We start from the raw sequence: 21,953 nt of genomic DNA, 5'->3' as shown, positions 1-21,953 counted from the left end.
GCACGCAGTTTTGAGCATGTGACACCACGGTCCGGGCCGGGGAGCCGTAGCGGCGGCTTCCCGGCCCGGACCGTGGTGCGGTCTCAGGGTGCGGTCTCAGGCGGCGGTGACGCGGATCTTGGACTGGCCGTGGCCGAGCTTCTCCCAGTCGTCCATGAACCGGGCCTTGAGGCCGTGCTGGGCGGCCAGGTCGACGAGGGTCTGGGTGCGGTAGTAGAAGTCCTCGCGCAGGACCTGGTGTTCGGTGCCCTCGGTACGGTCGAAGGTGAAGTCGAAGCGGCCGCCCGGCGCCAGGACCCGTTCCACGTGGGCGAGGCACTCGTCGATGATCGACAGCGGCGAGTGGGAGAACACGCTGTGCGCGTGCACCACGTCGAAGTGACGGTCGGGCAGGAAGTCGAGGGTCAGGTCCTGGGTGATGGTCAGGTGCGGCAATTTGGCCTGAAGTCCCCGGTCCGTCAGCGTGCGCTTGGCTGCGATGAGGATGTCGGGCGAGATGTCTATGCCGTAGTAGTGGCCCGTCTCCAGGTGGTCGATGAAGCGCCAGCCCGCCCGCAGGTTCCCGCACCCGATGTCGAGCATCCGGTGGCGCGGGGCGAGCCCGTGCTCCAGGAGGTAGTCGAACTGCATCTTCCCGAGGGCCAGCCAGCGGTCGTGGGTCTGGCTGCCGACCGCGGCCTCCGGGTTGCGGCCGGTGTCGGAGGCCATGACCGCCCGGTAGTAGCCCACGTGGTCGGGGTGCTTGAAGCGCAGCCAGCTGTCGCGCGCGGCGCGCTTGACGTACGGGGCGATGCGGGTCGGGTTGCTCAGCGCGTAACGGACCTTGTGCCCGACGCTCGCGCGGTCGGCGGTGAGGTTCTTCTTCGTTGCCATGAGGGGTCCCCCCTGGGATGCGGACGGAAGGCGGACTGGGCGGTGCGAGGTGGTACGGGGCCGCCGCGGCGGGTCGGGCCGCGGCGGCCGTCAGGCGATGCGGCGGCGCAGCAGGACGACGGTGACCGTGAGGAGCAGGACGGCGCCGCCCGCGTAGAGGGCCGTGTCGATCCACTGGAACGTCCAGAAGTCGCCGCTGGGGTAGACCTTGTGGTACCGGGCGACGAAGCCGTGCTCGGCCATGCACTGCCGCAGCTCCTCCCCCGAGGTCTGGCAGACGTTCCAGATGGAGTGCTCGCGCCCGTCGGGCGTCAGGTAGCCGAACTCCCCGGTGGACCAGGCGCTTCCGACGGGCCGCTTGGGCGTCATGCCCGGGGTGATCCGGGTCTCGGGGTCGATCCAGCTGCGGCGGAAGTAGGTCACGAACGTCATGACCGTGCCGATCGCCACCAGGGCCGCGCCCATGGCGGGCAGCACCCGGCGCACCAGCAGTCCCGCGAGGGTGCCGACGGTGAGCGCGAAGAGCGCGCAGGCCACGGAGGCCGGGCCGGTGGCGTTGTAGATGGAGGGGTCGTGCCAGTACGGACCGTCGAGGGTGTTGGCGATGGGGGCCCACCACCAGGCGACGAGGGCCGCGATGACCGTCGAGGCGAGCAGGGTGAAGAGCGCCGCGAGACCGAAGCGGGCGGCGAACCAGCGGCGCGGGCCGACCCCTTGGGTGAGGGCCGGCTTGATCGTGCCGGTCTCCAGTTCCCGCCCGATGAGCGGGGCGCCCCAGAACACGCCGATGAGGGTGGGCAGTGCGAGCCCGAGGGTGCCGAGCGCGCGGATCCCGGTGGAGTTGCCGTCCATGATCTGGAAGGTGGCGGGGCTCTCGCAGCCGCCGTTCCAGCCAGGACAGGGCACCCATCCGGTGGCGTCGATCAACGACACCATCTCCGAGCGCCGGTACACCACCCAGGCCGTACAGGCCACCAGCACGGCGGCGCCCGCCAGGATCATCAGCCGCTGCTGGCGCCAGGCCAGCCAGAGGACGCCCTTCACGCGGCGGCCTCCTCGGGGGTGGTCGGGGCGGTGGTCACGGAGGTCGCGGGGGTCGCGGCGCCGCGGAGGTGAGCGAGCAACAGGGTTTCCAGGGAGGGGGTTTCGGCGATCCAGCGCCCGTCGGTTCCCGCGGGCAGCGGGGCGCCGGGCGCCGTACGGACGAGGGCGGYGACCTGACGGCCGCTGACGGCGGAGTGCACGACCGCGCCGCGGTCGAAGGCACGGGGCAGTCCGTCCTCCTCCATCGGGTCGGCGCGCCCGGTGAGCCAGGTGTGCCCGTCGCAGAGCTCCTGGATGTCGCCGGACAGGCGGGGGACGCCGCCCTTGAGGAGCAGTACGCGGTCGCACACCTCGTCCAGTTCGGCCAGGACGTGCGAGGACATCACGATGGTCGTGCCCCGCTCGGCGGCCTCGGCCATGAGCAGGGACATCACCTCGTGACGGGCGAGCGGGTCGAGGTCGGCGAGCGGCTCGTCCAGCAGGAGCAGGTCGGCCCGCTTACCGAGGACCAGGGCCAGGGCGACCCTGGTGCGGTTGCCTCCGGAGAGGGCGCCGACGCGGGCGTTCAGGGGGATGTCCCCGGAGCGTACGAGGCGTTCGGCGACGGCCTGGTCCCAGCGGCCCGGGTTCAGCATGCGGCCCAGGCGCAGGGTGTCGGCGACGGTGAAGCGGGCGTGCAGCGGCTTCTCCTGCGCGAGGAACGCGGTGCGGTGGCGGGCCTCGGCGGTGCCGGGGGCGTGGCCGAAGACGCGTATCTGCCCGCTGCCGGGGCGGAGCAGCCCGGCGCCGAGCTGGAGCAGGGTGCTCTTGCCGGCCCCGTTGGGGCCGACGAGGGCGGTGATGTGCCCGGCGGGCAGTTCGACGTCGCACGCGTGCAGGGCCGGCCGGCCTCCGTACGCCCGTCCGAGCCGCGTTGCCCGTAGTGCCGGCGCGTGGGTCGGATCGCTCACGCCGTGTCCTCTCTCGACGGTCCGGGCCGGGGCCCGGAGTTGTTGAAACTGTCCTCCACGGCGGCCGTGATGAGCGCCGTGATGTCCTCCCGGTCCAGTCCCGCCTCGCGCGCCCGGACCATCCAGGCGGCCAGGGCGGTTCGCAGCGGGGAGTCCGCCGCCGCCTCGGGGCGGGACAGGGACCGGCGTACGAAGGTGCCCGCGCCGGGGCGGGGCTCCACGAGCCCTTCGCGCTCCAGCTCCCGGTACGCCTTGAGGACGGTGTTGGGGTTGATCGCGGTGGCCGCGACCACTTCACGGGCTGTCGGCAGCCGGTCCCCCGGTTCCAGCACGCCCAGGCGCAGCGCCTGCTTGACCTGGGTCACGAGCTGCAGGTAGGTGGCGACGCCGCTGCGCCGGTCGACCCGGAACTCCATGCCTCCACCTCATTCCACTAACACGTTAGTGGAATAGTGCAGAGTGATCGCGGGCGCGTCAAACCGGAGGCCGAAGGGAGCGGCGGAGGCGGAGTATGACCGAACGGTCACAGGTTCGAACGGGGGGAACGCGCAGGGTGCCCGGCCCATCTAGGTGATCGGCGGGCCGGCCGACGGCCGCGCCGATGGCGATGACGACTACGGCGAGAACCGGCCGGGCCGGGTGTGAGCAGCAAGGTGGGGCGCTGGATGAAGGCGGAGACGGTGACGGAGCGGACGGGCCCGGAGGGCGTGCCGGGTGCCCTGGGGGCGGCTGAGGGGGACGGTGTGACCGAACCCGGCACCCTTCGGGAAACTCCGGACGAGACCCCGGCGGACCCCGCCGGGGTCACCGAGGCCGATACCGACACCACTGCGGATGCGGATGCGGACGTGGAGGAGGCCGGTACCGGCCCTGCCTCCGACTCCGCCCCGGCCGGGCGGGAACGGCCTGCCGCCATGCCGCGGACCGACGGAGCCAACCCGTCGGAGGAGACCCCCGAGCGGCGCCCGGACCGGGACGGCGTCGACGGCGCGGGCGCGGCACCCGCGAAGTCCGACGGGACCTCCGCCGAGGGCGACCCCGCCGAAGGGAAGCCCTCCGCCACCGGGAGGCCGGCCCCTTCCTGGGCCAGGAGCGGGACGAAGGAATCCGCTCCCGCCCCGCGTGACGGCACGGCGTCCGCCGACGAGGCGAACCCCTCGACGCCGGACGCCGAAGGCGCCGCCGGGGACCGGGAGTCCGACGGGCCCGGCACGGCGGAGCCCCGGCTCCCGGAGGCGAAGACGGCCCCCGCACGGGACGCCGACGGCGACACCGACGCCGCGCCCACCGCGAGCGACCCCGAAGACCAGGAGCCCGCCGGGCCCCGGGACCCGAACGCCACGGCCGCCACCGCCCCGCAGGGCGACGGCCCGGCCGATCCGCGGTCCCCGGCAGCGGCGACGGCCGGGGCCCCCGACGACGTGAAGGACACCTCGGCCACCGCCACCCGCCCGGAACGCGGCGACGGCGACGGCGACGGCGACGGCGACGGCGACGGCGACGGCGACGGCGACGGCGACGGCGACGGCGACGGCGACGGCGACGGCGACGGCGACGGCGACGGCGACGGCGACGGCGACACGAACGAGCCCGCGGACAAGCCGGCGGACAAGCCCGCCGCCGGGAAGTCCATCCCGCCCGGCGACCTGGACTCCGCGACGGACGCCGCCGAGGAAGCCTCCGCCCGCCCCGCGCGGGACACGGACGCCGCCGGCCCGGAGGCACCCGAGGAGGACGGTCCCGGCACGGCCGACGAGCCGCGGAAGCCGGCCGCGGCAGGCGCCGCCGCTGCCGCCCCCGCCGTGCCCGCCGCACCCGGTACCGCCGGCGGACCCCGGACGAAGGGCGACGGCACCGGCGCCGCTCCCGCACGCCGGGCCGACGGTGACGAGGAGAGCGACGCCGAGCGGACCAGTCGGTTCGTCGCGCTCAAGGAGCTCGACGGCGGGGCGGCGCCCGCGCCCAGGTCCGTCGAGCCGCCCCGGCCGCAGCCGCCCGCCGGGCCGGAGGTGACGCGGGAGGCGCCGCTGCCCCCGCTCGATCTGCTGGCCGAGCTGACCAACACCGCTCCCCCGTCGGAGACCCCCCGCCGCACCCTCACCCGCCGGGTCAAGGTGTGGACCCCGATCGTGCTGCTGCTGGGCGGCGTCGCCGTCGCCGCGCAGCTGGTGCGCCCGTTGCCCGCCCCGCGGCTGGCCGGCGGCGAGTCCTCGTACACCCTGGAGGGCAACACCCCGATCCCGTGGCCGGCCAAGGGTCAGGGCGCCGTCCGCCTGTCCGGCTCCGGTGACGTCTCCACCTTCGGCGAGCAGAAGCCGATGCCGACGGCCAGCGTGGCCAAGGTGATGACGGCGTACGTGATCCTCAAGGGCCACCCCCTGCGCAAGAACGAGCCCGGCCCCCGTATCGAGGTGGACGCGGCGGCCGTGGCCGACGGAAACTCCCTGGACGAGTCCCGCATCATGGGGCTCACGGCCGGGTCGAAGTACAGCGAGCTCGACATGCTCAAGATGCTGATGATCCCGTCCGGCAACAACATCGCCCGTCTGCTGGCCCGTTGGGACAGTGGCTCCACCACCACGGACGCGTTCGTCGCGAAGATGAACGCCACCGCGAAGTCGCTCGGGATGAACGACACCACGTACACGGACCCCAGCGGGCTGGACGCCGGCACCGTCAGTACCGCCGCCGACCAGCTGAAGCTGGCCGAGGCGGTGATGAAGAACGAGGTGTTCCGCGCGGTGGTCGCCCTGCCGCAGGACACCATCCCGGGTCTGTCCGAGCCGCTCCTCAACAACAACGGCAACCTGCTCCTCGCCCCCGGCCTGAGCATCAAGGGCATCAAGACCGGTTCGAGCACCCCCGCCGGCGGCACCCTGATGTGGGCCGCCTACAAGACGGTCGGGACACAGACCCAGCTGGTCCTCGGCACCATGATGGACCAGCACGTGGACGGGCCGGACCCGGAAGCCCGACGGAGCCTGGAGCTGGTGAAGGAGAACAGCCGCAAGGTCATCGAGGCCGTCCGCGCGGCGCTCGCCGAGGCCCCGGCCGTGCACAAGGGGCAGTTGGTGGGTTACGTCGACGACGGGCTCGGCGGCCGCACCCCGCTGGTGGCCACGAAGGACCTCTCCGTGATCGGCGTACCGGGGCAGCAACTGCGGGTCTCGCTGGGCGCGGGCGGCAAGTCCCTGCCGCACGAGGCGAAGGCGGGCACCGAGGTCGGCGTGCTGACCGTCGGCGACGGGGACGGGGCGAGGAGCGTCCCGGTGGCGGTGGGCAAGGACCTGGTGGAGCCGTCGTTCGGCGCGCGGGTGACCCGGCTGTCCTGACGGCGGGACCCCGTGGTTGCATGGCGGCATGGACGTCCGACGCCGTGAACCCGGTGACCTCGGCGCGTGCGCCCGCGTACTCGCCGAGGTCCACCGCACCGACGGCTATCCCGTGGACTGGCCGGAGCTGCCCGAACGGTGGCTGTCGCCGCCGGCCCTCATCGGCGCCTGGGTGGCCGAGCACGAGGGGGTGACGGCCGGCCATGTCGTGCTGTCCCGCGGCGAGCCGGACGACGCCGCGCCCGCACTGCTGCGCCGACGGGACGGCGTGCCCGTCGAGGCCGTGGCCGTGGTCGGCCGGCTCTTCGTCGCGCCGACCGCACGGGGGCTGGGGGCCGGCGCCCTGTTGATGGCCCGGGCCGGGCGAGAGGCTCAGGCGCGCGGACTGCGTCCCGTGCTCGACGTACTGGCCTCCGACACGGCGGCCGTCGCCCTCTACGACCGCCTCGGCTGGAGCCCGCTGGGCAGCGTCGAGCAGCACTGGGGCCCCGGGCGCACGGTGACCGTGCGGTGCTACGCCGCCCCCGCGTGAGGGACGCCGCCAGGCCGTTTCCTACCGGTCATCCGATCGGTGAGAAACGGCCTGGGCGTTGGCGATGACCAGCAGGGTGCGGGCCGCCGAGCCGCCCTCCGGCAGTGAGCAGCGGTGCGGCACGTCGCCGCGGTGGTGGGCGCTGCGGCCCGCTCGCAGCAACAAGGGCTCCTCGCCCTCGACTTCGAGCAGGACCTCGCCCTCCAGTACGTAGAGGAAGTCCTCACCGGGGTGCGCGAACCAGCCGCGCTCGCCCCGGCCGGGCTCGAAGTGGTGTTCGTAGGCCTCCATCAGGCCGCTGCGTCCGCCCGGGATGAGCACCCGCGCCAGCTGTCCGGCGGCCTCGCTCACCCTGATCACCTGCGGGTCGCTCTCGTGGCTGACGACTCCGGGGCGCTCCGGGGGGCGCAGGAAGGTACCGGGCGTGACGTCGAGCGCCTCGGCGATGCGGTAGATCGAGCTCAGGCTGGGGGTGGCCAGTCCGCGTTCCAGTTGGCTGAGGAAGGGCTGGGAGAGGCCCGAGCGGGTGGCGAGCGCGGCCATGGACACGCGGCGCGCGGTGCGGCACTCGCGGATCGCCCGGCCGACCTCCAGCGCTTCGGGTGTGGGTTCGGGTCGAGACACGCAGGTGAACGTATCCCATCGCCCGCGCGGGCCCGGGTGGACCCGGACGGTTTCACACCGCCGCAACACCCCGTTGATAAGCGTGGTCAATTATTGACCTCACTTATCAACACACCGAGGAGTCGTCCCGTGCAAGCCTCCCCCTCCCCCGCCGGCCGGACCCTCGGCCGGCTCGGCCCGGCCCTGGGCCGGCTCGGCCCGGCCCTGGGCGCGGCCGGTGCCGTCCTCGCGCTCTGGTACCTGCTCGCCCGGTCCGGGGCGGTGGCCCCGGGACTGCTGCCCTCCCCCGCCGACACCGCGGCGGCGCTGGCGGACAGCGCCCGCGAGGGGACCCTGGCCACCGACCTCGGCGCCAGCCTGGCCCGCGCGGGGCAGGGTTTCGCGCTCGGGGCGGTGATCGGCGGCGCCCTCGGCTTCGCGACGGGGTACCTCCCCCGGCTGTCGGCCGCCGTGACGCCGGTGGTCTCCTTCCTCCGCCCGATCCCGGCCGTCGCGCTGGTGCCGCTGGCGACCGCCTGGTTCGGCATCGGCGAGGACGCCAAGCGGCTGCTGATCGCCTACGCCGTCCTCCTCGCGGTCTGGCTCTACGTGCACGACGGGGTGTCGCGGGTACCGGTGTCGCACCTGCGGGCCGCCCGGTCGCTGGGGGCGCCCCTGCACCGGCGGTTCACCGAGGTCCTGCTGCCCGCCGCCGCTCCCGCGCTGCTGGCCGCCCTGCGCTACGGGGCCTCCGTGGCCCTGCTGGCGCTGGTCGCCGCCGAACTGGGCGGCGCGGACAGCGGTTTGGCGTACCGGCTGCAGGTGGACGGCCAGTTCCTGCGGGTGGACCGGATGTTCGCGGGACTCCTGGTCCTCGGACTGCTGGGCGTGGCCGCCGACCTGCTGCTGGCCGCCGTCGGGCGCCGCTGGGTGCACTGGAGCGCGTCATGAGCCTGGAGGTACGGCTGGAGGGACTGTCGGTCGGGTACGGGGCCACGCCGGTGTTGGGGCCGACGGACCTGGAGTTCCCCGCGGGGTCGTTCACGGCGCTGCTCGGGCCGAGCGGCTGCGGGAAGTCCACGGTGCTGAACACGGTCGCCGGTTTCGTGCGGCCCACGACGGGACGGGTGACGGCCGGCGGCACCGAGGTGGCGGGGCCGGGCCCGGACCGGGGCGTGGTCTTCCAGCACTACGCGCTCTTCCCCTGGCGCACGGCCCGCGGCAACGTGGAGTTCGCCCTCAAACGGCTCGGACTGCCGCGTGCGTGCCGGCGCGAACTGGCCCTGGCCGCGCTGGCGGAGGTCGGGCTGGCGGACGGCGCAGAGAAGTATCCGGCGCAGTTGTCCGGCGGGATGCAGCAGCGCGTGGCCCTGGCGCGGGCGTTGGCCGCGCGGCCGGAGGTCCTGCTGATGGACGAGCCGTTCGGGGCCCTGGACGCGCTGACGCGGACGCGGATGCAGGCGCTGCTGCGCGAGCTGTGGGAGCGCAGCGGCACCACCGTGCTGTTCGTGACGCACGACATCGACGAGGCGCTCGCCCTGGCCGGGCGGGTGGTCGTCCTCGGGGGTTCCCCGGGCCGGATCCTCGCGGACCACCCGGTCCCCCCGGGCCCCCCGGACCCGGCCCTGCGCGAGAGCGTCGCGGCCCACCTCACCGCCCCCTGAAGCGCGATCACCACCCTCTTCTCCCTCCTCTCCCCGCCCCGGAAGGACCCACCATGTCCAGACCCCGCACGCTGGTCGGCGTACTGCTGGCCGCGCTCCTCCCGCTCCTCGCCACCGCCTGCGCGGACGGCGGGCCCGGCGCGGCGGGCGCCGGCGCACACGCCGGACGGCGCGCCGTGACCCTGGCCGGCAGCGACCGGCTGGCGGCCGCCCCCGTGTACCTCGCGCAGGAGCGCTCGCTCTGGGCCGCCGAGGGCCTCGACGCCACCGTGACCACGCTGCCCACCGGCCGCGACGCGCTGAACGCCGTCCTCGGCGGCCAGGCGCGGTTCGGCGTCGTGGGCGATCTGCCCGCGGTCACGGCCGCGCTCGGCGGGCGCGACGTACGGATCGTGGCCGACCTGTCGCGCTTCTCGGACTGGCGCCTGCTCACCCGCACCGACCGCGCCGTCACCGGTTTCGGCGCGCTCAAGGGGCTCAAGGTCGGGGTTCCGCAGGGCACGAACGTCGAGTACGCCCTGTCCCGGATGCTCGCCTCCGCGGGGCTGACCGCGGCGGACGTGACGGTGGTCAACCTGGCCCCGAACCAGGTCGCCCCCGCCCTCGCCCGCGGCGACGTCGACGCCGGCGTCACCTTCCCCAGCTTCTACGACGCCGCCCGCACCGCCCTCGGCAGCCGTTACGCCGAGCTCCCCTTCACCGGCTACACCGCCCACACCCTCCTCGTCGCGGACCCCTCGGCGGGGGACGAGGAGACCACCGCCGTCCTGCGTACGGTGCTCGGCGCGCAGCGCGCCGCCGCCGCCGATCCGGCCGCGGCGCGGGCGGCCGTAGTGGCCCAGTCCAAGGGCGCGCTCCAGGCCGGGTACGTCGAGGTCTTCCAGCCCCGCTACGCGTACGGGGCGAGCCTGACGCCCGAACTGCTCGCCGATCTGTCGGACGAGGCCGCCTGGGCCAAGACGGCCCAGTCCCTGCCGGGCGCCGCCGACCGGTCGGCGCTGTCGGCCCGGCTGCGGCCGGGCCCGCTCCGGGCGGCCGATCCGGCCGCCGTCACGGTCACCACCCCCTGACCCGTCACCCCCGATCCCCGATCCCCGACCCACCACGCGACCCACCCCACCCCACCCCGGGAGGACCTTCCATGAGCGTCGACCAGAACACCCTGCGCCGCCGCGGCACCGGCCTGCGCGCCCACGATCCGGAGCGGAGCTTCGGCGGCTACACCCTCTACACCCCGATCACCGGCGACGGCCGGATCCACCTCGTCGACATCGACGGCCGGACCGCCCACACCTGGAACTCCCCGCACCCGCCCGGCCGTCAGGCGCAGCTGCTCCCGGGAGGCACCCTCTTCTACGCGGCCAAGGACACCACCGGCCCGAGCCTCTTCCCCATCTGGGACGTCTACCACGGCGGCATCTTCCAGGAACTCGCCCCGGACTCCACCGTGCTGCGCGAGGTCCGCCACCCCTTCCACCACCACGACGCCTCCGTCCTGCGCAACGGCAACCTGCTGATCACCGTCGTGGAGCCGCTGTCACCGGCGGACGCGGCCCGGATCCGCGGCGGCATCCCCGGCTCGGAGGCACCGGGCGGGGTGATCTACGGGGACGTGGTGTACGAGCTGACCTGGGAGGGCGAGGTGGTGTGGCGCTGGGCGGCGATCGAGCACCTCGACCCGGAGGAGGTCCCGCTGAACCGGCACTTCGCCCGCGAGCACTGGCCGATGGCCAACACCGTCAACGAACTCGCCGACGGCGGGATCGTGGTGGGCTTCCGCAGCGCGTCGACGACGGTGGCGGTGGACCGCGCCGACGGGTCCGTGCGCTGGCGGATCGGCCCCGACGTCCTCGCGCAGCAGCACCACCCGCACGAGTTGCCGGGCGGCACCATCCTGGTGTTCGACAACGGGACCTACCGCGACACCACGTCCGTGCCGTACTCGCGGGTGCTGGAGCTCGACCCGACGACGGGCGAGCAGGTGTGGTCGTACGAGGACCACCCGCCGCAGAACTTCTACAGCCCCTACATGTCCAGCGCCMAGCGCCTGCCCAACGGCAACACCTTCATCGCCGAGGGCTCCTTCGGGCGGCTCTTCGAGGTGACCCCCGAGGGGGACGTGGTGTGGGAGTTCGTCGTCCCCGAGTTCGGCTCGTTCGATCGCGGCACGGGCCTGGAGTCCTCGCGCGGCGCGCAGAACTCCGTCTTCCGCGCGTACCGCTACGGGCCCGAGCAGGTCCCCTGGCTCTGACGCGGGACGGGCCCGGCCGCCCCGGCACCGCCGGGGAGGAACGGGCCCGGTCGGCCGGCGACGTCAGTTGTTGGAGCCGACGGTGTTGTTGTGGCCGGCGTTGAAGACGTCGTCGCCGGCGAACTGCAGCCAGTTGCCGAAGACGAGGGTGTAGCTGGGGCCTTCCGGGATGGTCACGTTCACGTCGGCGCTCGCGGCACCGGCGGCGCCGAGGACGATGGCGCCTGCGGCGAGGACGGCGAAGACGGAGCGGACAGATCGCATGGGTACACCTTTCGGGAGGGAGGGGGTACGCCCCGAAGGTAGGCGGACGGACTGCCCGTGTCCCGGTGGCGTTCCGCTGCGGTGCGAGTCCTATCCGAATGGCGCAGCCCCAGGGTCCGGTGCCCGGGCGCCGCACCCAGGATCCGCGCCACGGAGCCGGACGGAGGGCCTGATTCCGCCGATCGTTTCCGGCCACCCGGCCCACGCCCCACAGAAAACCCACAGCCGCTCCACAGTCACCGCACAGCCACTGCACAGCAGCGCCACAGCCGCTCCACGGCCGAGCGGACCGTGCGGCGGCGCCGCTGCGGGGCAGGTGGACACCGACGCCCCGTCGCGGGCAGTGGCCGGAAGCCGACCGGGGCGGATGAACAGCGCCCTACGCGCTGGTAACTTGCGGGAGTTGATCAAGGCGGGGGCCCGGTTCTCGGTGCCGCCCGGCCGGAGCCACCCCCATCCAAGGAACCACATTGGCACGCACCGTCCGCACGACGGCCCTCACGCTCGCGCTCTCGCTCTCCTCCTTCGCCCTGCTGTCCGCCGCCCCGGCGCACGCCGACTCCCCCACCCCGCACCTGGACGCGGTGGAGCAGGCCCTGCGCCAGGTCTCACCCGGTCTGGAGGGCTCCGTCTGGGAGCGCACCGCCGGAAACCGCCTCGGCGCCTCCGCTCCCGGCGGTTCCGACTGGCTGCTGCAGAGCCCCGGCTGCTGGGGCGACCCGTCCTGCGCCGACCGCCCCGGCTCCCGCCGGCTGCTGGAGAAGATGCGCGAGGACATCGCCCAGGCGCGGCAGAGCGTGGACATATCCACCCTGGCCCCCTTCCCCAACGGCGGGTTCCAGGACGCGATCGTGGCCGGTCTGAAGGAGGCGGCGCAGAAGGGCAACCGCCTCCAGGTGCGCATCCTGGTCGGTGCCGCGCCGGTCTACCACGCCAATGTGATCCCGTCCTCGTACCGCGACGAGATGGTGGCCAAGCTGGGGCCCGCGGCGGCGAACATCACGCTCAACGTGGCGTCGATGACGACCTCGAAGACCGGCTTCTCCTGGAACCACTCCAAGCTGGTGGTGGTGGACGGCGGTTCGGTGATCACCGGCGGCATCAACAGCTGGAAGGACGACTACCTCGACACCGCCCACCCGGTGAACGACGTGGACCTCGCGCTGTCCGGTCCGGCGGCGGGCTCGGCCGGCCGCTACCTCGACACCCTGTGGGACTGGACCTGCCGCAACAAGAGCAGCTGGGCCAGCGTCTGGTTCGCGTCCTCCAACAACGCGGGCTGCATGCCCACCCTGCCCCGCCCCGCGGCCCCGGCGGGCGGCGGTGACGTCCCGGCCCTGGCGGTCGGCGGCCTCGGCGTCGGCATCCGGCAGAGCGACCCGGCCTCGGCGTTCAAGCCCGTCCTGCCGACGGCCCCCGACACCAAGTGCGTCATCGGGGTRCACGACAACACCAACGCCGACCGGGACTACGACACGGTCAACCCGGAGGAGAGCGCGCTGCGGGCGCTGGTCGCGAGCGCGACCGGGCACATCGAGATCTCCCAGCAGGACCTGAACGCGACCTGCCCGCCGCTGCCCCGCTACGACATCCGGCTCTACGACGCCCTCGCCGCGAAGCTGGCGGCCGGGGTGAAGGTGCGCATCGTCGTCAGCGACCCGGCGAACCGGGGCGCGGTCGGCAGTGACGGCTACTCCCAGATCAAGTCGCTGTCCGAGGTGAGCGACGTCCTGCGGGGCCGCCTCCAGGCCCTGACCGGAGACGCGGGCCGGGCGAAGGCCGCGATGTGCGACGGTCTGCAGCTGGCGACGTTCCGCGCCTCGGACAAGGCGACGTGGGCGGACGGCAAGCCGTACGCCCAGCACCACAAGCTGGTCTCGGTGGACGACTCGGCCTTCTACGTCGGCTCGAAGAACCTGTACCCGTCCTGGCTCCAGGACTTCGGCTACGTCGTCGAGAGCCCGGCCGCCGCTCGGCAGCTGGCGGACGGCCTGCTCGCCTCGCAGTGGAAGTACTCGCAGGCGACCGCCACGTACGACTACGCGCGCGGCATCTGCCAGGGCTGACGCCCGGGCGGCGGGGCGCCCCGGGTCAGCGCTTGCGCTGGGCCGGGGTCCCCACGAGGAGCGCCTCGGAGACGAGGCGGACGCCCCGGGAGAGGCGGCCGAGCTGTTCGAGCTCGATGGCGTACATCCTGATGGTGTTCTCGATCACGGACTCGGCGACGCCCATCATCGGCAGCTCGGCCCGGCTGGTGTGCAGGGCCACGCGCACCGCGCGCATCTCGTGCTGCAGCTGGAGCTGGACGTGGCGGGCGAGCAGGGCGTGGTGACGGGTCAGCGTCAGGTAGCTGCCGTAGCGGGCCGGGAGCAGGTCCCGCAGCCAGCGGGTGGCGCTGCGCTCCCAGTCGTACGAGCCGGGGGACTTCACCTGGAGGGGCCAGTCCGGGCTGCGCGTGAGGGTGGCCGTCTGGGACATTCTCGTCACTTCCGAGTGGTGGTCGAAGCACTGATCGAGACACTGCGTAGGGGGGCGGCCTCGGCCCAGGGGTTGACCGAGGCCGCCAGGGGGGCGCTCCGCCGGATCCGAAAGCCCTGACCCGTCACCCGGTCGCGCCGTGAGGAGGAGCGGCGTACTGGGTGGCTGTTCGAAGAGGACGTGGGGTCGCCCTCCCTGGCATCTGGTGGATCCGGAACGCCGCCGTCAGTAAACATATATACCGTCGAGTATGCAAGGGTATGAAAAATTTCATACATGACCGGGCAGTGAATATCCGCCTGCCGGGAGGGGTCCCCCAAGGCCTCCGCGGAGCCCGCTAGAGGAAGAATCCGTGCTGGTCAGCGACCTGCTCGTACTGTTCGAGCCGCGCCTGGGTCCGCTCGGGATCGGCGTCGGCCATCGCCTGGAGCAGGGCGGCGGAGAGCATGCCGGGAGCCGCGTACGAGTCGAAGACCAACCGGGACCCGGTGCCGGCCGTCAGCACCACGTCCGCTTCCTCCACCAGCGGGCCGAGGGTGGGGTCGGTGATCAGCACGACCCGCAGGCCGGTGCTGCGGGCCGCCCGCAGGGCCGCCAGGGTCTCGTTGGCGTGCCGGGGCATGGCGAAGGCGATCACCCAGCTGCCGCCGGCCGCCCGGGACTGGAGCAGGGCGTCGTAGGCCACGCTGCCGCCCCGGGTCACCACGCGGACGTCGGGGTGGATGCGGCGGGCGGCGTAGGCGAAGTATTCGGCGAGGGACACCGAGATCCGCAGGCCCAGGACCGTCAGCGGGACCGAGTGGGCCAGGTCCCGGCCGATCTCCAGCACCCGGTTGGTGTCGGCGAGCAGTCTGCGCACGTTCTCCAGGTTCTCGATCTCGGCGTCGACGGCGGCCTGGAGCTCGTTGTGGCGGATCTGCTCACGGCTGTCGGGGGTGCCGGCCACCGCGCTCAGCGCCATCGGCTGGAGCACCTCGCGCAGCGCGGGATAGCCGCTGAATCCGAGCGCGGAGGCGAAACGGGTCACGGAGGGCTGGCTGACGCCGACGCGTTCGGCGAGCTCGGTGATGGAGAGGAACGCGGCCTCGGTGAGGTGGTCGATCAGGTACTGGGCGATCCGCCGCTGGCCCGGGGACAGCCGGTGGCCGTCGAAGAGCGCGAGCAGCCGGTCGGCCGGCGGCTTCTCCCGCTCCTGCGGGAGCGTGCCCGGCGTGATCGCGGCCGCCTGTGCGCGCGCCTGCTGCCCCGATGACACCGGAGGGCCTCCTTCTCACGTCACTCTTCTTCCAACATAGCCCACGCTCCGTGGCCGGTTGATCATTGTGCCGTGCGGGGCCGTCCCGTCCGCGGACGGGACGGCCCCCTGTCCCTCCGGTCCCGTCAGGCCTCGGACCGGGGCCGTCCGGGCCGGCCCGAGCCCCGGGTCAGGGAGTACCCGTAGATGCCCGCGAGGGCGCCGAGGATCCCTCCGGCGGCCGTCCACAGCCAGCGGTCGGACCACCAGCCGCCGGACCAGCCGTCCTCGGGCGCGCGCGCCGCGCGCTGCTGCTCGGAGGCGCCCGTGATGCCCGGGACCAGGGGTTCGGCCAGGGCCGCGTCCACCGCCGTGGCGCCGCCCATCTCCTTGATCTCGGCCTCGACCTGGGCCCGTACGGGCAGGCCCAGGTCCTCCTCTGGGAGCCCGGCCACCGTGAGGCGGACGTAGTAGCTGCCCGGCAGGGGGTCGTTGGACCAGGCCTCGGCCCCGGAGCGGACCGTGCGCAGCACGCAGTCGAGCTCCACGGTGGCGGCCTCCCGGGCCGCCGCGGCGGTCTGGGTTCCGTAGGTGCAGGCCTGGCGGCGGCGCAGCCCGTCGTAGACGTCGAGGCGCCAGGTGGAGGCGCCGTGCCGGGCGGCGGACTCCGGGAGGGTCACCGAGGCCCGTACGGTGGCCCGTTGGCCCGCGTCCACGGGCAGGACCCAGTACAGGTAGTCACCGGTGGAGCCGGCGGCGGTGGCCTTCTGGCCCGGACGGAACGCGGTCGCCGTGCGGAAGCCGGTGCCGGCCTCGGTGGGACCCTCGCCCTTCTGGCCCGCGCTCGGCGTGGGGCTCGGGGCGGCGGTGGCGGCGGACGCCGGGGCGAGGAGGGCGGCCCCCGCCAGCAGGGCGGCCGTCAGGGTGCGTACGGTACGCATCAGTTGGTCCTCCAGACGGAGATGCGCCAGCGCGAGATCCAGCCCCAGACCAGCCCGGCGAGCAGACCGGTGAGCACCAGCAGGCCCAGCAGCCACCAGCCCCGGCCGAGGCCGAAGGAGGCCACGTCGGAGGGCTCGTCCGGGCCGTCGACCAGGTCGATGGTCAGCTCGACGGGCATGCCGGGCGCGGTCTTGACGGCCGGGCCGGCGGAGAAGGAGTTGCTGACCTGGAGGCAGACGGTCTCCGGGGTCTGCGGGGCGTCCCCGTCCAGGGGTGCCTTCGGGTAGCGCAGGCCGGTCGAGACGACGTCGGTGCGGCCGTCGCCGGCCTCGGAACCCCGGACGATCTCCCGCCCGTGGACGGTGGACGCGCGCAGCAGGACGCCGTAGTCGTTGTTGACGGCGCGGTCGGCGCCGATGCTGACCGAGGCGCGCAGTTCCTGTCCGGGGCGGACGTCGACGCGGTACCAGCGGTGCTCGCCGAAGGTCTCGCGGTCGCTGTAGAGGCCGGCCTTCAGCTGCGGGGCGCCTTCGCACTGCTTGGCGCCCTCGGTGGCCACGGGGGTGACCACGGGGTCAGCGGCCCGGTCGACCAGCTGTCTGACCCTGCCGGAGAGTTCGGCGGTGTGCGCCACCGAGGTGTACGTGCCTCCGGTGGCCTCCGCGATGCAGGTGAGCTGGGCGCGGGTCTTGGCGTCGGGGACGAGGCCGAGGGTGTCGACGACGAGGTGAATGCCCTTGGCCGCGATGTCGCGGGCCACTTCGCACGGGTCGAGCGGGGCGCAGGTGTCCTCGCCGTCGGTGATGAGCACGATGCGGCGGGTGGCGTTGCCCCCGTCGAGGTCCTGGGCGGCGGCTTGCAGGGCGGGGCCGATCGGCGTCCAGCCGGTGGGGGCGAGGGTGGCGACGGCGGTCTTCGCCTCGGTGCGGTTGACCGTGCCGACGGGGTAGAGCTGCTTGGTGTCCTTGCAGCCCAGCGCCCGGTCCTCACCGGGGTAGGTGGCCCCCAGGGTCCTTATGCCGAGCCGGACTTCGTCGGGCACCGCGTCCAGGACCTCGTTGAAGGCCTGCTTGGCGGCGGCCATCCGGGACTGGCCGTCGATGTCGGTCGCGCGCATCGATCCGCTGACGTCGAGCACCAGCTCGACCTTGGGGGGCTCTTTGGCGGGCCCGTCGGCGGCGACGGCGTTCGTGGGCAGGAGCCCCGCGGTCAAGGCGACGAACAGGCCGCAGGCCCCGGCCGCCAGCCGTTTTCTTGTGATCATCGCCGGATCGTATTGAGGATCCGACGGCAATCCAAAACGTCGCCCGGCGGGCGGCGTTCACCCGTGGGGCGGCCCGGTACGGCGGCCGGGCCGCCCCCGGCCGCCGGTACGGAGCGCGGGCTACCAGCGCACCGGGAGGCTGCTCACTCCGCGCATCAGGCTGCCGGGCAGCCACTGCGGGGGCCCGGCGGCCGGGTCCTCGGCCAGGCCGGGGAAGCGCTCCAGCAGGCCGCGCACCGCGATCCGGCCCTCCATGCGGGCCAACGGGGCGCCGATGCAGAAGTGCAGCCCGTGTCCGAAGGCGAGGTGGCCCTGCGGGGCCCGGTGGATGTCGAAGACGTCCGGGTCGGCGAAGCGGCCGGGGTCGCGGTCGGCCCCGGCCAGCGAGGCGAGCACGACGGACCCGGCGGGGATGACCACACCGCCGAGCTCCACGTCGGTGGCGGCGTAGCGGTAGGTGGAGTTCTGTACGGGGCCGTCGTACCGGAGCATCTCCTCCACCGCCCCGTCGAGCAGCTTGTCGGGGTCGGCGCGCAGCTCGGCCAGCTGGGCGGGGTGGGCCAGCAGGGCGCGGACGCCGTTCGAGATGAGGTTGACGGTGGTCTCGTGGCCGGCGACCAGCAGCAGGAAGGCCATCCCGATCAGCTCGTCGGGCGAGAGCGAGTCGCCGTCCTCGTCGCGGGTCCRGATCAGAGCGCTGAGCAGGTCGTCGCCCGGGTGGGCGGCCTTCCGGGCGACGAGCTCCGTGAGGTAGCCGCTCAGCTGCCGGTGCGCCTCGTTGCCGACGGTGCCCGGCAGTGGGGTGACGACCTCGTTGGACCAGTGGCGGAAGCGGTCGCGGTCGAGGTCGGGGACGCCGAGGAGCTCGCAGATCACCGTCATCGGCAGCGGGAAGGCCAGCGCCCTGACCAGGTCGGCGGTGCGCTCGGGGCGGGCGGCCATGGCGTCGAGGAGCTCGCCGGTGGTCCGTTCGACGAGCGGGCGCATCGCCCGGACCCGGCGGCCGGTGAACTCGCGGGCCACCAGGCGGCGCAGCCGGGTGTGCTGGGGCGGATCGGATTCCAGCATGTTGGAGTTGACCGCGGTGGGCTCGATGCCGGGGAACGTCCCGGCGATGCGCCAGTCCTTCAGCAGGGACGGGTGGCTCAGGGCCTGGCGGGCCTCCTCGTACCCGACGACGATCCAGTACGGGCCGTCGTCGGGGGAGCCGCCGCCGACCCGGTGGACCGGTCCGGCCGCGCGCAGCGCCGCGTAGAAGGAGTAGGGGTCGGCGGCGAAGTCCTCGGCGCCGGAGCTGATGTCGACCACGGGCATCCGCTCACGGTACGACGGCCCGCGCCCCCTGGAGACGGGCGGATCCGGCCACTTGTCGCGCGGGTGGCCGGTCCGCCGCGGCTCAGCCGTCCAGTCCCTCGGGCAGGCGGCCGGTGTGCAGCACGCCCAGGTGCTGGGTGGCGCGGGTGAGTGCCACGTAGAGGTCGCTGGGCGGGAAGTCGGCCGGCTCGGCCACGATCACCGTGTCGAACTCCAGCCCCTTGGCCTGGCGCGGGTCGAGCAGCACGACGGGCCGTGTGAGGTCGGGCTCCTCTCCCGCCCGTACGCCGGGCAGGGCCACGGCCAGCGCGGGGTGCAGGGGGYGGGGTGCGATCACCGCGAGGCGGCCCTCGGCCGGGGCGTCGGTGCGGACCGCCTCGGCGACGGCCCCCGGCAGGTCCCCGGTCTCGCGCACCCAGGGGCGCACGCCGGTGGAGCGCACCGAGCTCGGCGGTTCGAAGCCGGGGTGGTGGGCGCGCAGGACGGCGGCGGCGACCTCCATGATCTCGGCGGGCGTCCGGTAGTTGACGGCGAGCCGGACGCGTTCCCAGCGGTCGCCGACGTACGGGTCCAGGATCTGGTGCCAGGAGCCGCAGCCCGCCTCGTCGCCGGTCTGGGCCGGGTCTCCGACGAGGGTCATGGAGCGGGTGGGGCAGCGGCGCATCAGCAGGCGCCAGGCCATCTCGGACAGCTCCTGTGCCTCGTCGACGATCACGTGGCCGAAGGCCCAGGTGCGGTCGGCGGCGGCGCGTTCGGCCGTGGTGCGGCGGTCGGCCTCCTCGTGGCGCTCGGCCATCCGTTCCGCGTCGATGATGTCGTGGGCGGCGAGGTATTCGTTCTCCATGTCCTCGAACTCGTAGGACTCGGAGCCCTGGGAGAGGTCCAGGACGCCCTGGGCGTAGTCGATGCGCTCCAGCCGGGCCCGCTCGGCGGCGGCGCGTTCGGCACTGTCGTCGGTCCCGAGCAGTTCCGCGGCCTCGTCGAGGAGGGGGACGTCGGCCGGGGTCCACTCCCCCGCGGGCCGGCGGATCAGGTCGGCGTCCGCCTCGGCGAGGTGGGAGGGTTCGGCGAGGAACTCGGTGACCAGCTGCTCCGGGGTGAGGGGCGGCCAGAGGCTGTCGATGGCGGCGTGCACGTCGGCGCTGGTGGCGATCTCCTTGCCGAGCTGGGCGGCGTCGTCGGGGCCGAGCAGGTTGGGGCCGCCGTAGGGGTCGGCGCCGAGCCGGTCGACGAGCTGCGCGGTGAGGGCGTCGATGACGGCGAACGCGAAGTAGGGGCGGGCCAGGTTGTGCGGCAGGGCAGTGGCGCGGGCCCGGTCGCGCGCGGCGTGGGCCATGGTCCGGTCGAGCAGGAGCGTCCCGTAGTCCTCGTGGTCGATCTCCAGGGCCGGCTCCGGCACCGTGTCGCTGTCCTCGCCGCTGCCCGCGGGCACTCCCTCGGGGAGGGTCTGGCGCTCGGCGACGACCCGGGCGAGGACGTCGGCCATGGCGGCGCGGCCCTTGACCTCGGCGGCTCCGGGGCGGTCGGTGCCGGTGGCGCGGACGCCGGGGAAGAGGTCGCCGGGGGAGGACAGGAGCACCCCGGTCTCGCCGAGGGAGGGCAGCACCTCGCCGATGTAGCCGAGGAAGGCGGGGTTCGGGCCGACGATCAGTACGCCCCTCCGGGCGAGGAGCTCGCGGTGCGCGTACAGCAGGAAGGCGGCCCGGTGCAGGGCGACGGCGGTCTTGCCGGTGCCGGGGCCGCCCTCGACGACCAGGACGCCGCGGTGGGAGGAGCGGATGATTCCGTCCTGTTCGGCCTGGATGGTCTGCACGATGTCGTGCATGCGGCCGGTGCGGGCGGCATCGAGGGCGGCGAGCAGCACGGCGTCCGCGTCGGCGCCCTCGTGGCCGGTGCGTTCGGTGTCGGCGAGGTCGAGGATCTCGTCGTGCAGGGCGGTCACCTCCCGCCCCCGGGTGGTGATGTGCCGACGGCGGCGCAGCCCCATCGGGACGTATCCGGTGGCGAGATAGAACGGGCGGGCCGTTTCGGCGCGCCAGTCGAGTACGAGGGGCGTGCGTTCAGCGTCGTCCTGCCTGATTCCGATCCGGCCGATGTGGTGGTCGCGGCCGTCCGAGAATTCCAGTCGGCCGAAACAGAGACCGTGTTCGGCGGCGTTGAACGCGGCGAGGAGACCGGACTGTTCGGCGACGGCCACGTCGCGCTCCAGCCGTTCCTGAAATCCGTTGCCGCCCTGGCGCAGCGCCGCCCGGACTGCGCGATCGGCCCGGTCCCGCAGATCTTCGAGGCGCGCGTACAGCTCGGTGACGAATCGCTGCTCACTCTGAAATGYGATGTTTGACAATTCCACTCCCGGCGCGATACGATGCCTCTACACGGCATAACCACGCCCTCATTCAATAGGGCGCGAACCCTTGAATATACGCGAATGCATGCCCCGGACGCCAATTCGTCCGGGGCATTTCCTGTATTCCGGGGCAGGTGCGTCGCGGGGGCGTTCGCCCCGGGGCCTGGCCATGGCGGCCGTGGCCGTCCGGGAGCAGCGGGCCCGTGACCGGCTGGAGGGCACCCTCGGGCAGGTGGCGGAACTGTCCGCGGCGCGTGAGCGCAACCGGCTGGCCCGCGAGATCCACGACAGCCTCGGCCACCACCTGACCGCGATCGGCATCCAGTTGGAGAAGGCCGAGGCCTTCGCCGACCTCGAACCCGCGGCCTCCGCGCGGGCCGTCGGCCACGCCCGCTGGTCGGCGAACCGCGCGCTGGACGAGGTACGGGCCTCCGTGCGCACCCTGGGCCCGGAGGCCCGCCGCCCGCCCCTACCTCAGCGAGGGCACCGTCAAGAACCACATCTCCCGTCTCCTGGGCCGGCTGGGACTGCGCGACCGCACCCAGGGCGCCCTGTACGCCCGGGACAACGGGCTGCTCTGAACCGGCCCGAGGAGGAGATGCGCCGCCGCGCGCGGCCGGCATCCCGTCGGCGGTCCCGGAGAAACACACTCGGGCGGTATGAGGCGATTCATCCCGTTTCTTCTAGCATGGGCCGTCCCGACCCGGCGGTTGCCCACCGAGGAGACGCATGCCCCGAGCAGCACACCGGTCCGCCGTACGATCCGCCGTCCTGTCCGCGGGCGCCCTCGTCTCCGCGCTGGCCGTGGCGGCCTCGGCCGCCGTCCCGGCCGTGGCCGCCGCCGACGGGCCGCGCCGGCCC

At 73.8% G+C, this 21,953-nt stretch carries 20 protein-coding genes; 8 read left to right on the top strand and 12 right to left on the bottom strand.

Going from position 1 to position 21,953, the window contains the following annotated elements; genetic code table 11:
• Positions 1–96: 96 nt before the first annotated feature.
• The 4 genes from AB4039_RS00100 to AB4039_RS00085 form a co-directional block, all read right to left on the bottom strand.
• A complete protein-coding gene (locus AB4039_RS00100; protein ID WP_266836523.1) occupies positions 97–873 on the bottom strand; it encodes a class I SAM-dependent methyltransferase in 777 nt (258 codons plus the stop codon).
• A 90-nt stretch (positions 874–963) separates the two neighbouring features.
• The gene (locus AB4039_RS00095) at positions 964–1,917 is read right to left on the bottom strand and encodes a transporter (RefSeq protein ID WP_266836525.1); all 954 of its coding nucleotides are present in this window, start codon (positions 1,915–1,917) and stop codon (positions 964–966) included.
• Positions 1,914–2,867 (bottom strand): ABC transporter ATP-binding protein, encoded by a 954-nt coding sequence (locus AB4039_RS00090; protein ID WP_442269649.1) that lies wholly within the window; start codon positions 2,865–2,867, stop codon positions 1,914–1,916. The genes AB4039_RS00095 and AB4039_RS00090 overlap by 4 nt, the downstream gene beginning before the upstream one ends.
• Positions 2,864–3,283 carry a GntR family transcriptional regulator gene (locus AB4039_RS00085; protein ID WP_266836529.1) on the bottom strand — a complete coding sequence of 140 codons (420 nt, stop codon included), beginning with the start codon at positions 3,281–3,283 and terminating at the stop codon, positions 2,864–2,866. Before AB4039_RS00085 ends, AB4039_RS00090 begins: the two co-directional genes overlap by 4 nt.
• 249 nt (positions 3,284–3,532) lie before the next feature.
• On the opposite strand from AB4039_RS00085, the gene AB4039_RS00080 reads away from it, so the two are divergent.
• Positions 3,533–6,199 carry a serine hydrolase gene (locus tag AB4039_RS00080; protein WP_442269648.1) on the top strand — a complete coding sequence of 889 codons (2,667 nt, stop codon included), beginning with the start codon at positions 3,533–3,535 and terminating at the stop codon, positions 6,197–6,199.
• Positions 6,200–6,227: 28 nt separating this feature from the next.
• Entirely contained in the window at positions 6,228–6,731 is a 504-nt protein-coding gene (locus AB4039_RS00075; protein WP_266836533.1) for a GNAT family N-acetyltransferase, read from the top strand.
• A gap of 21 nt (positions 6,732–6,752) precedes the next feature.
• On the opposite strand, the gene AB4039_RS00070 is transcribed toward AB4039_RS00075, so the two are convergent.
• Positions 6,753–7,355, bottom strand: coding sequence for a helix-turn-helix domain-containing protein (locus AB4039_RS00070; RefSeq protein WP_266836535.1), 603 nt, complete (start codon positions 7,353–7,355; stop codon positions 6,753–6,755).
• Positions 7,356–7,484: 129 nt separating this feature from the next.
• On the opposite strand from AB4039_RS00070, the gene AB4039_RS00065 reads away from it, so the two are divergent.
• The 4 genes from AB4039_RS00065 to AB4039_RS00050 all read left to right on the top strand — a co-directional run bounded on the left by AB4039_RS00065 (position 7,485) and on the right by AB4039_RS00050 (position 11,249).
• On the top strand, positions 7,485–8,285 hold the full coding sequence (locus AB4039_RS00065; RefSeq protein WP_442269647.1) for an ABC transporter permease: 801 nt from the start codon (positions 7,485–7,487) through the stop codon (positions 8,283–8,285).
• Positions 8,282–8,998 (top strand): ABC transporter ATP-binding protein, encoded by a 717-nt coding sequence (locus AB4039_RS00060; RefSeq protein ID WP_442269646.1) that lies wholly within the window; start codon positions 8,282–8,284, stop codon positions 8,996–8,998. The genes AB4039_RS00065 and AB4039_RS00060 overlap by 4 nt, the downstream gene beginning before the upstream one ends.
• A gap of 53 nt (positions 8,999–9,051) precedes the next feature.
• On the top strand, positions 9,052–10,068 hold the full coding sequence (locus AB4039_RS00055; protein ID WP_266836541.1) for an NrtA/SsuA/CpmA family ABC transporter substrate-binding protein: 1,017 nt from the start codon (positions 9,052–9,054) through the stop codon (positions 10,066–10,068).
• Positions 10,069–10,139: 71 nt separating this feature from the next.
• Positions 10,140–11,249 (top strand): aryl-sulfate sulfotransferase, encoded by a 1,110-nt coding sequence (locus tag AB4039_RS00050; protein WP_442269645.1) that lies wholly within the window; start codon positions 10,140–10,142, stop codon positions 11,247–11,249.
• 63 nt (positions 11,250–11,312) lie between these two features.
• On the opposite strand, the gene AB4039_RS00045 is transcribed toward AB4039_RS00050, so the two are convergent.
• Positions 11,313–11,513, bottom strand: coding sequence for a hypothetical protein (locus AB4039_RS00045; protein ID WP_266836545.1), 201 nt, complete (start codon positions 11,511–11,513; stop codon positions 11,313–11,315).
• A 470-nt stretch (positions 11,514–11,983) separates the two neighbouring features.
• On the opposite strand from AB4039_RS00045, the gene AB4039_RS00040 reads away from it, so the two are divergent.
• On the top strand, positions 11,984–13,579 hold the full coding sequence (locus AB4039_RS00040; RefSeq protein WP_266836547.1) for a phospholipase D-like domain-containing protein: 1,596 nt from the start codon (positions 11,984–11,986) through the stop codon (positions 13,577–13,579).
• 25 nt (positions 13,580–13,604) lie between these two features.
• Here the strand turns inward: AB4039_RS00040 and AB4039_RS00035 are convergent, their stop codons facing one another.
• From AB4039_RS00035 to AB4039_RS00010, 6 genes are all read right to left on the bottom strand, one after another.
• Positions 13,605–13,991 carry a hypothetical protein gene (locus tag AB4039_RS00035; RefSeq protein WP_266836549.1) on the bottom strand — a complete coding sequence of 129 codons (387 nt, stop codon included), beginning with the start codon at positions 13,989–13,991 and terminating at the stop codon, positions 13,605–13,607.
• A gap of 337 nt (positions 13,992–14,328) precedes the next feature.
• Positions 14,329–15,246: a MurR/RpiR family transcriptional regulator gene (locus AB4039_RS00030; protein WP_266836551.1), complete on the bottom strand. Its 918-nt coding sequence runs from the start codon at positions 15,244–15,246 to the stop codon at positions 14,329–14,331.
• Between the two features lie 125 nt (positions 15,247–15,371).
• Entirely contained in the window at positions 15,372–16,166 is a 795-nt protein-coding gene (locus AB4039_RS00025) for a hypothetical protein (protein ID WP_266836553.1), read from the bottom strand.
• Positions 16,166–17,431, bottom strand: a complete 1,266-nt coding sequence (locus AB4039_RS00020) for a VWA domain-containing protein (protein WP_266836555.1) — start codon at positions 17,429–17,431, stop codon at positions 16,166–16,168. The genes AB4039_RS00025 and AB4039_RS00020 overlap by 1 nt, the downstream gene beginning before the upstream one ends.
• Positions 17,432–17,551: 120 nt before the next feature.
• Positions 17,552–18,745: a cytochrome P450 family protein gene (locus tag AB4039_RS00015; RefSeq protein ID WP_442269644.1), complete on the bottom strand. Its 1,194-nt coding sequence runs from the start codon at positions 18,743–18,745 to the stop codon at positions 17,552–17,554.
• An 82-nt stretch (positions 18,746–18,827) separates the two neighbouring features.
• On the bottom strand, positions 18,828–21,089 hold the full coding sequence (locus AB4039_RS00010; RefSeq protein ID WP_442269746.1) for a HelD family protein: 2,262 nt from the start codon (positions 21,087–21,089) through the stop codon (positions 18,828–18,830).
• 88 nt (positions 21,090–21,177) lie between these two features.
• On the opposite strand from AB4039_RS00010, the gene AB4039_RS00005 reads away from it, so the two are divergent.
• On the top strand, positions 21,178–21,953 hold a 776-nt coding region (locus AB4039_RS00005; protein WP_442269745.1), incomplete at its 3' end, for a sensor histidine kinase.

Origin of the sequence: Streptomyces sp. M-16, from assembly GCF_052114405.1 — a bacterium.
Classification (GTDB): domain Bacteria; phylum Actinomycetota; class Actinomycetes; order Streptomycetales; family Streptomycetaceae; genus Streptomyces.
This window is presented reverse-complemented; position numbering and strand designations above follow the sequence as displayed.

Excerpts from the sequence above, each read along its gene's own strand:
- AB4039_RS00100 (WP_266836523.1), bottom strand. The coding sequence starts at position 873 with ATGGCAACGAAGAAGAACCTCACCGCCGACCGCGCGAGCGTCGGGCAC.
- AB4039_RS00085 (WP_266836529.1), bottom strand. The coding sequence starts at position 3,283 with ATGGAGTTCCGGGTCGACCGGCGCAGCGGCGTCGCCACCTACCTGCAG.
- AB4039_RS00080 (WP_442269648.1), top strand. The coding sequence starts at position 3,533 with ATGAAGGCGGAGACGGTGACGGAGCGGACGGGCCCGGAGGGCGTGCCG.
- AB4039_RS00075 (WP_266836533.1), top strand. The coding sequence starts at position 6,228 with ATGGACGTCCGACGCCGTGAACCCGGTGACCTCGGCGCGTGCGCCCGC.
- AB4039_RS00060 (WP_442269646.1), top strand. The coding sequence starts at position 8,282 with ATGAGCCTGGAGGTACGGCTGGAGGGACTGTCGGTCGGGTACGGGGCC.
- AB4039_RS00055 (WP_266836541.1), top strand. The coding sequence starts at position 9,052 with ATGTCCAGACCCCGCACGCTGGTCGGCGTACTGCTGGCCGCGCTCCTC.
- AB4039_RS00045 (WP_266836545.1), bottom strand. The coding sequence starts at position 11,513 with ATGCGATCTGTCCGCTCCGTCTTCGCCGTCCTCGCCGCAGGCGCCATC.
- AB4039_RS00035 (WP_266836549.1), bottom strand. The coding sequence starts at position 13,991 with ATGTCCCAGACGGCCACCCTCACGCGCAGCCCGGACTGGCCCCTCCAG.
- AB4039_RS00025 (WP_266836553.1), bottom strand. The coding sequence starts at position 16,166 with ATGCGTACCGTACGCACCCTGACGGCCGCCCTGCTGGCGGGGGCCGCC.
- AB4039_RS00020 (WP_266836555.1), bottom strand. The coding sequence starts at position 17,431 with ATGATCACAAGAAAACGGCTGGCGGCCGGGGCCTGCGGCCTGTTCGTC.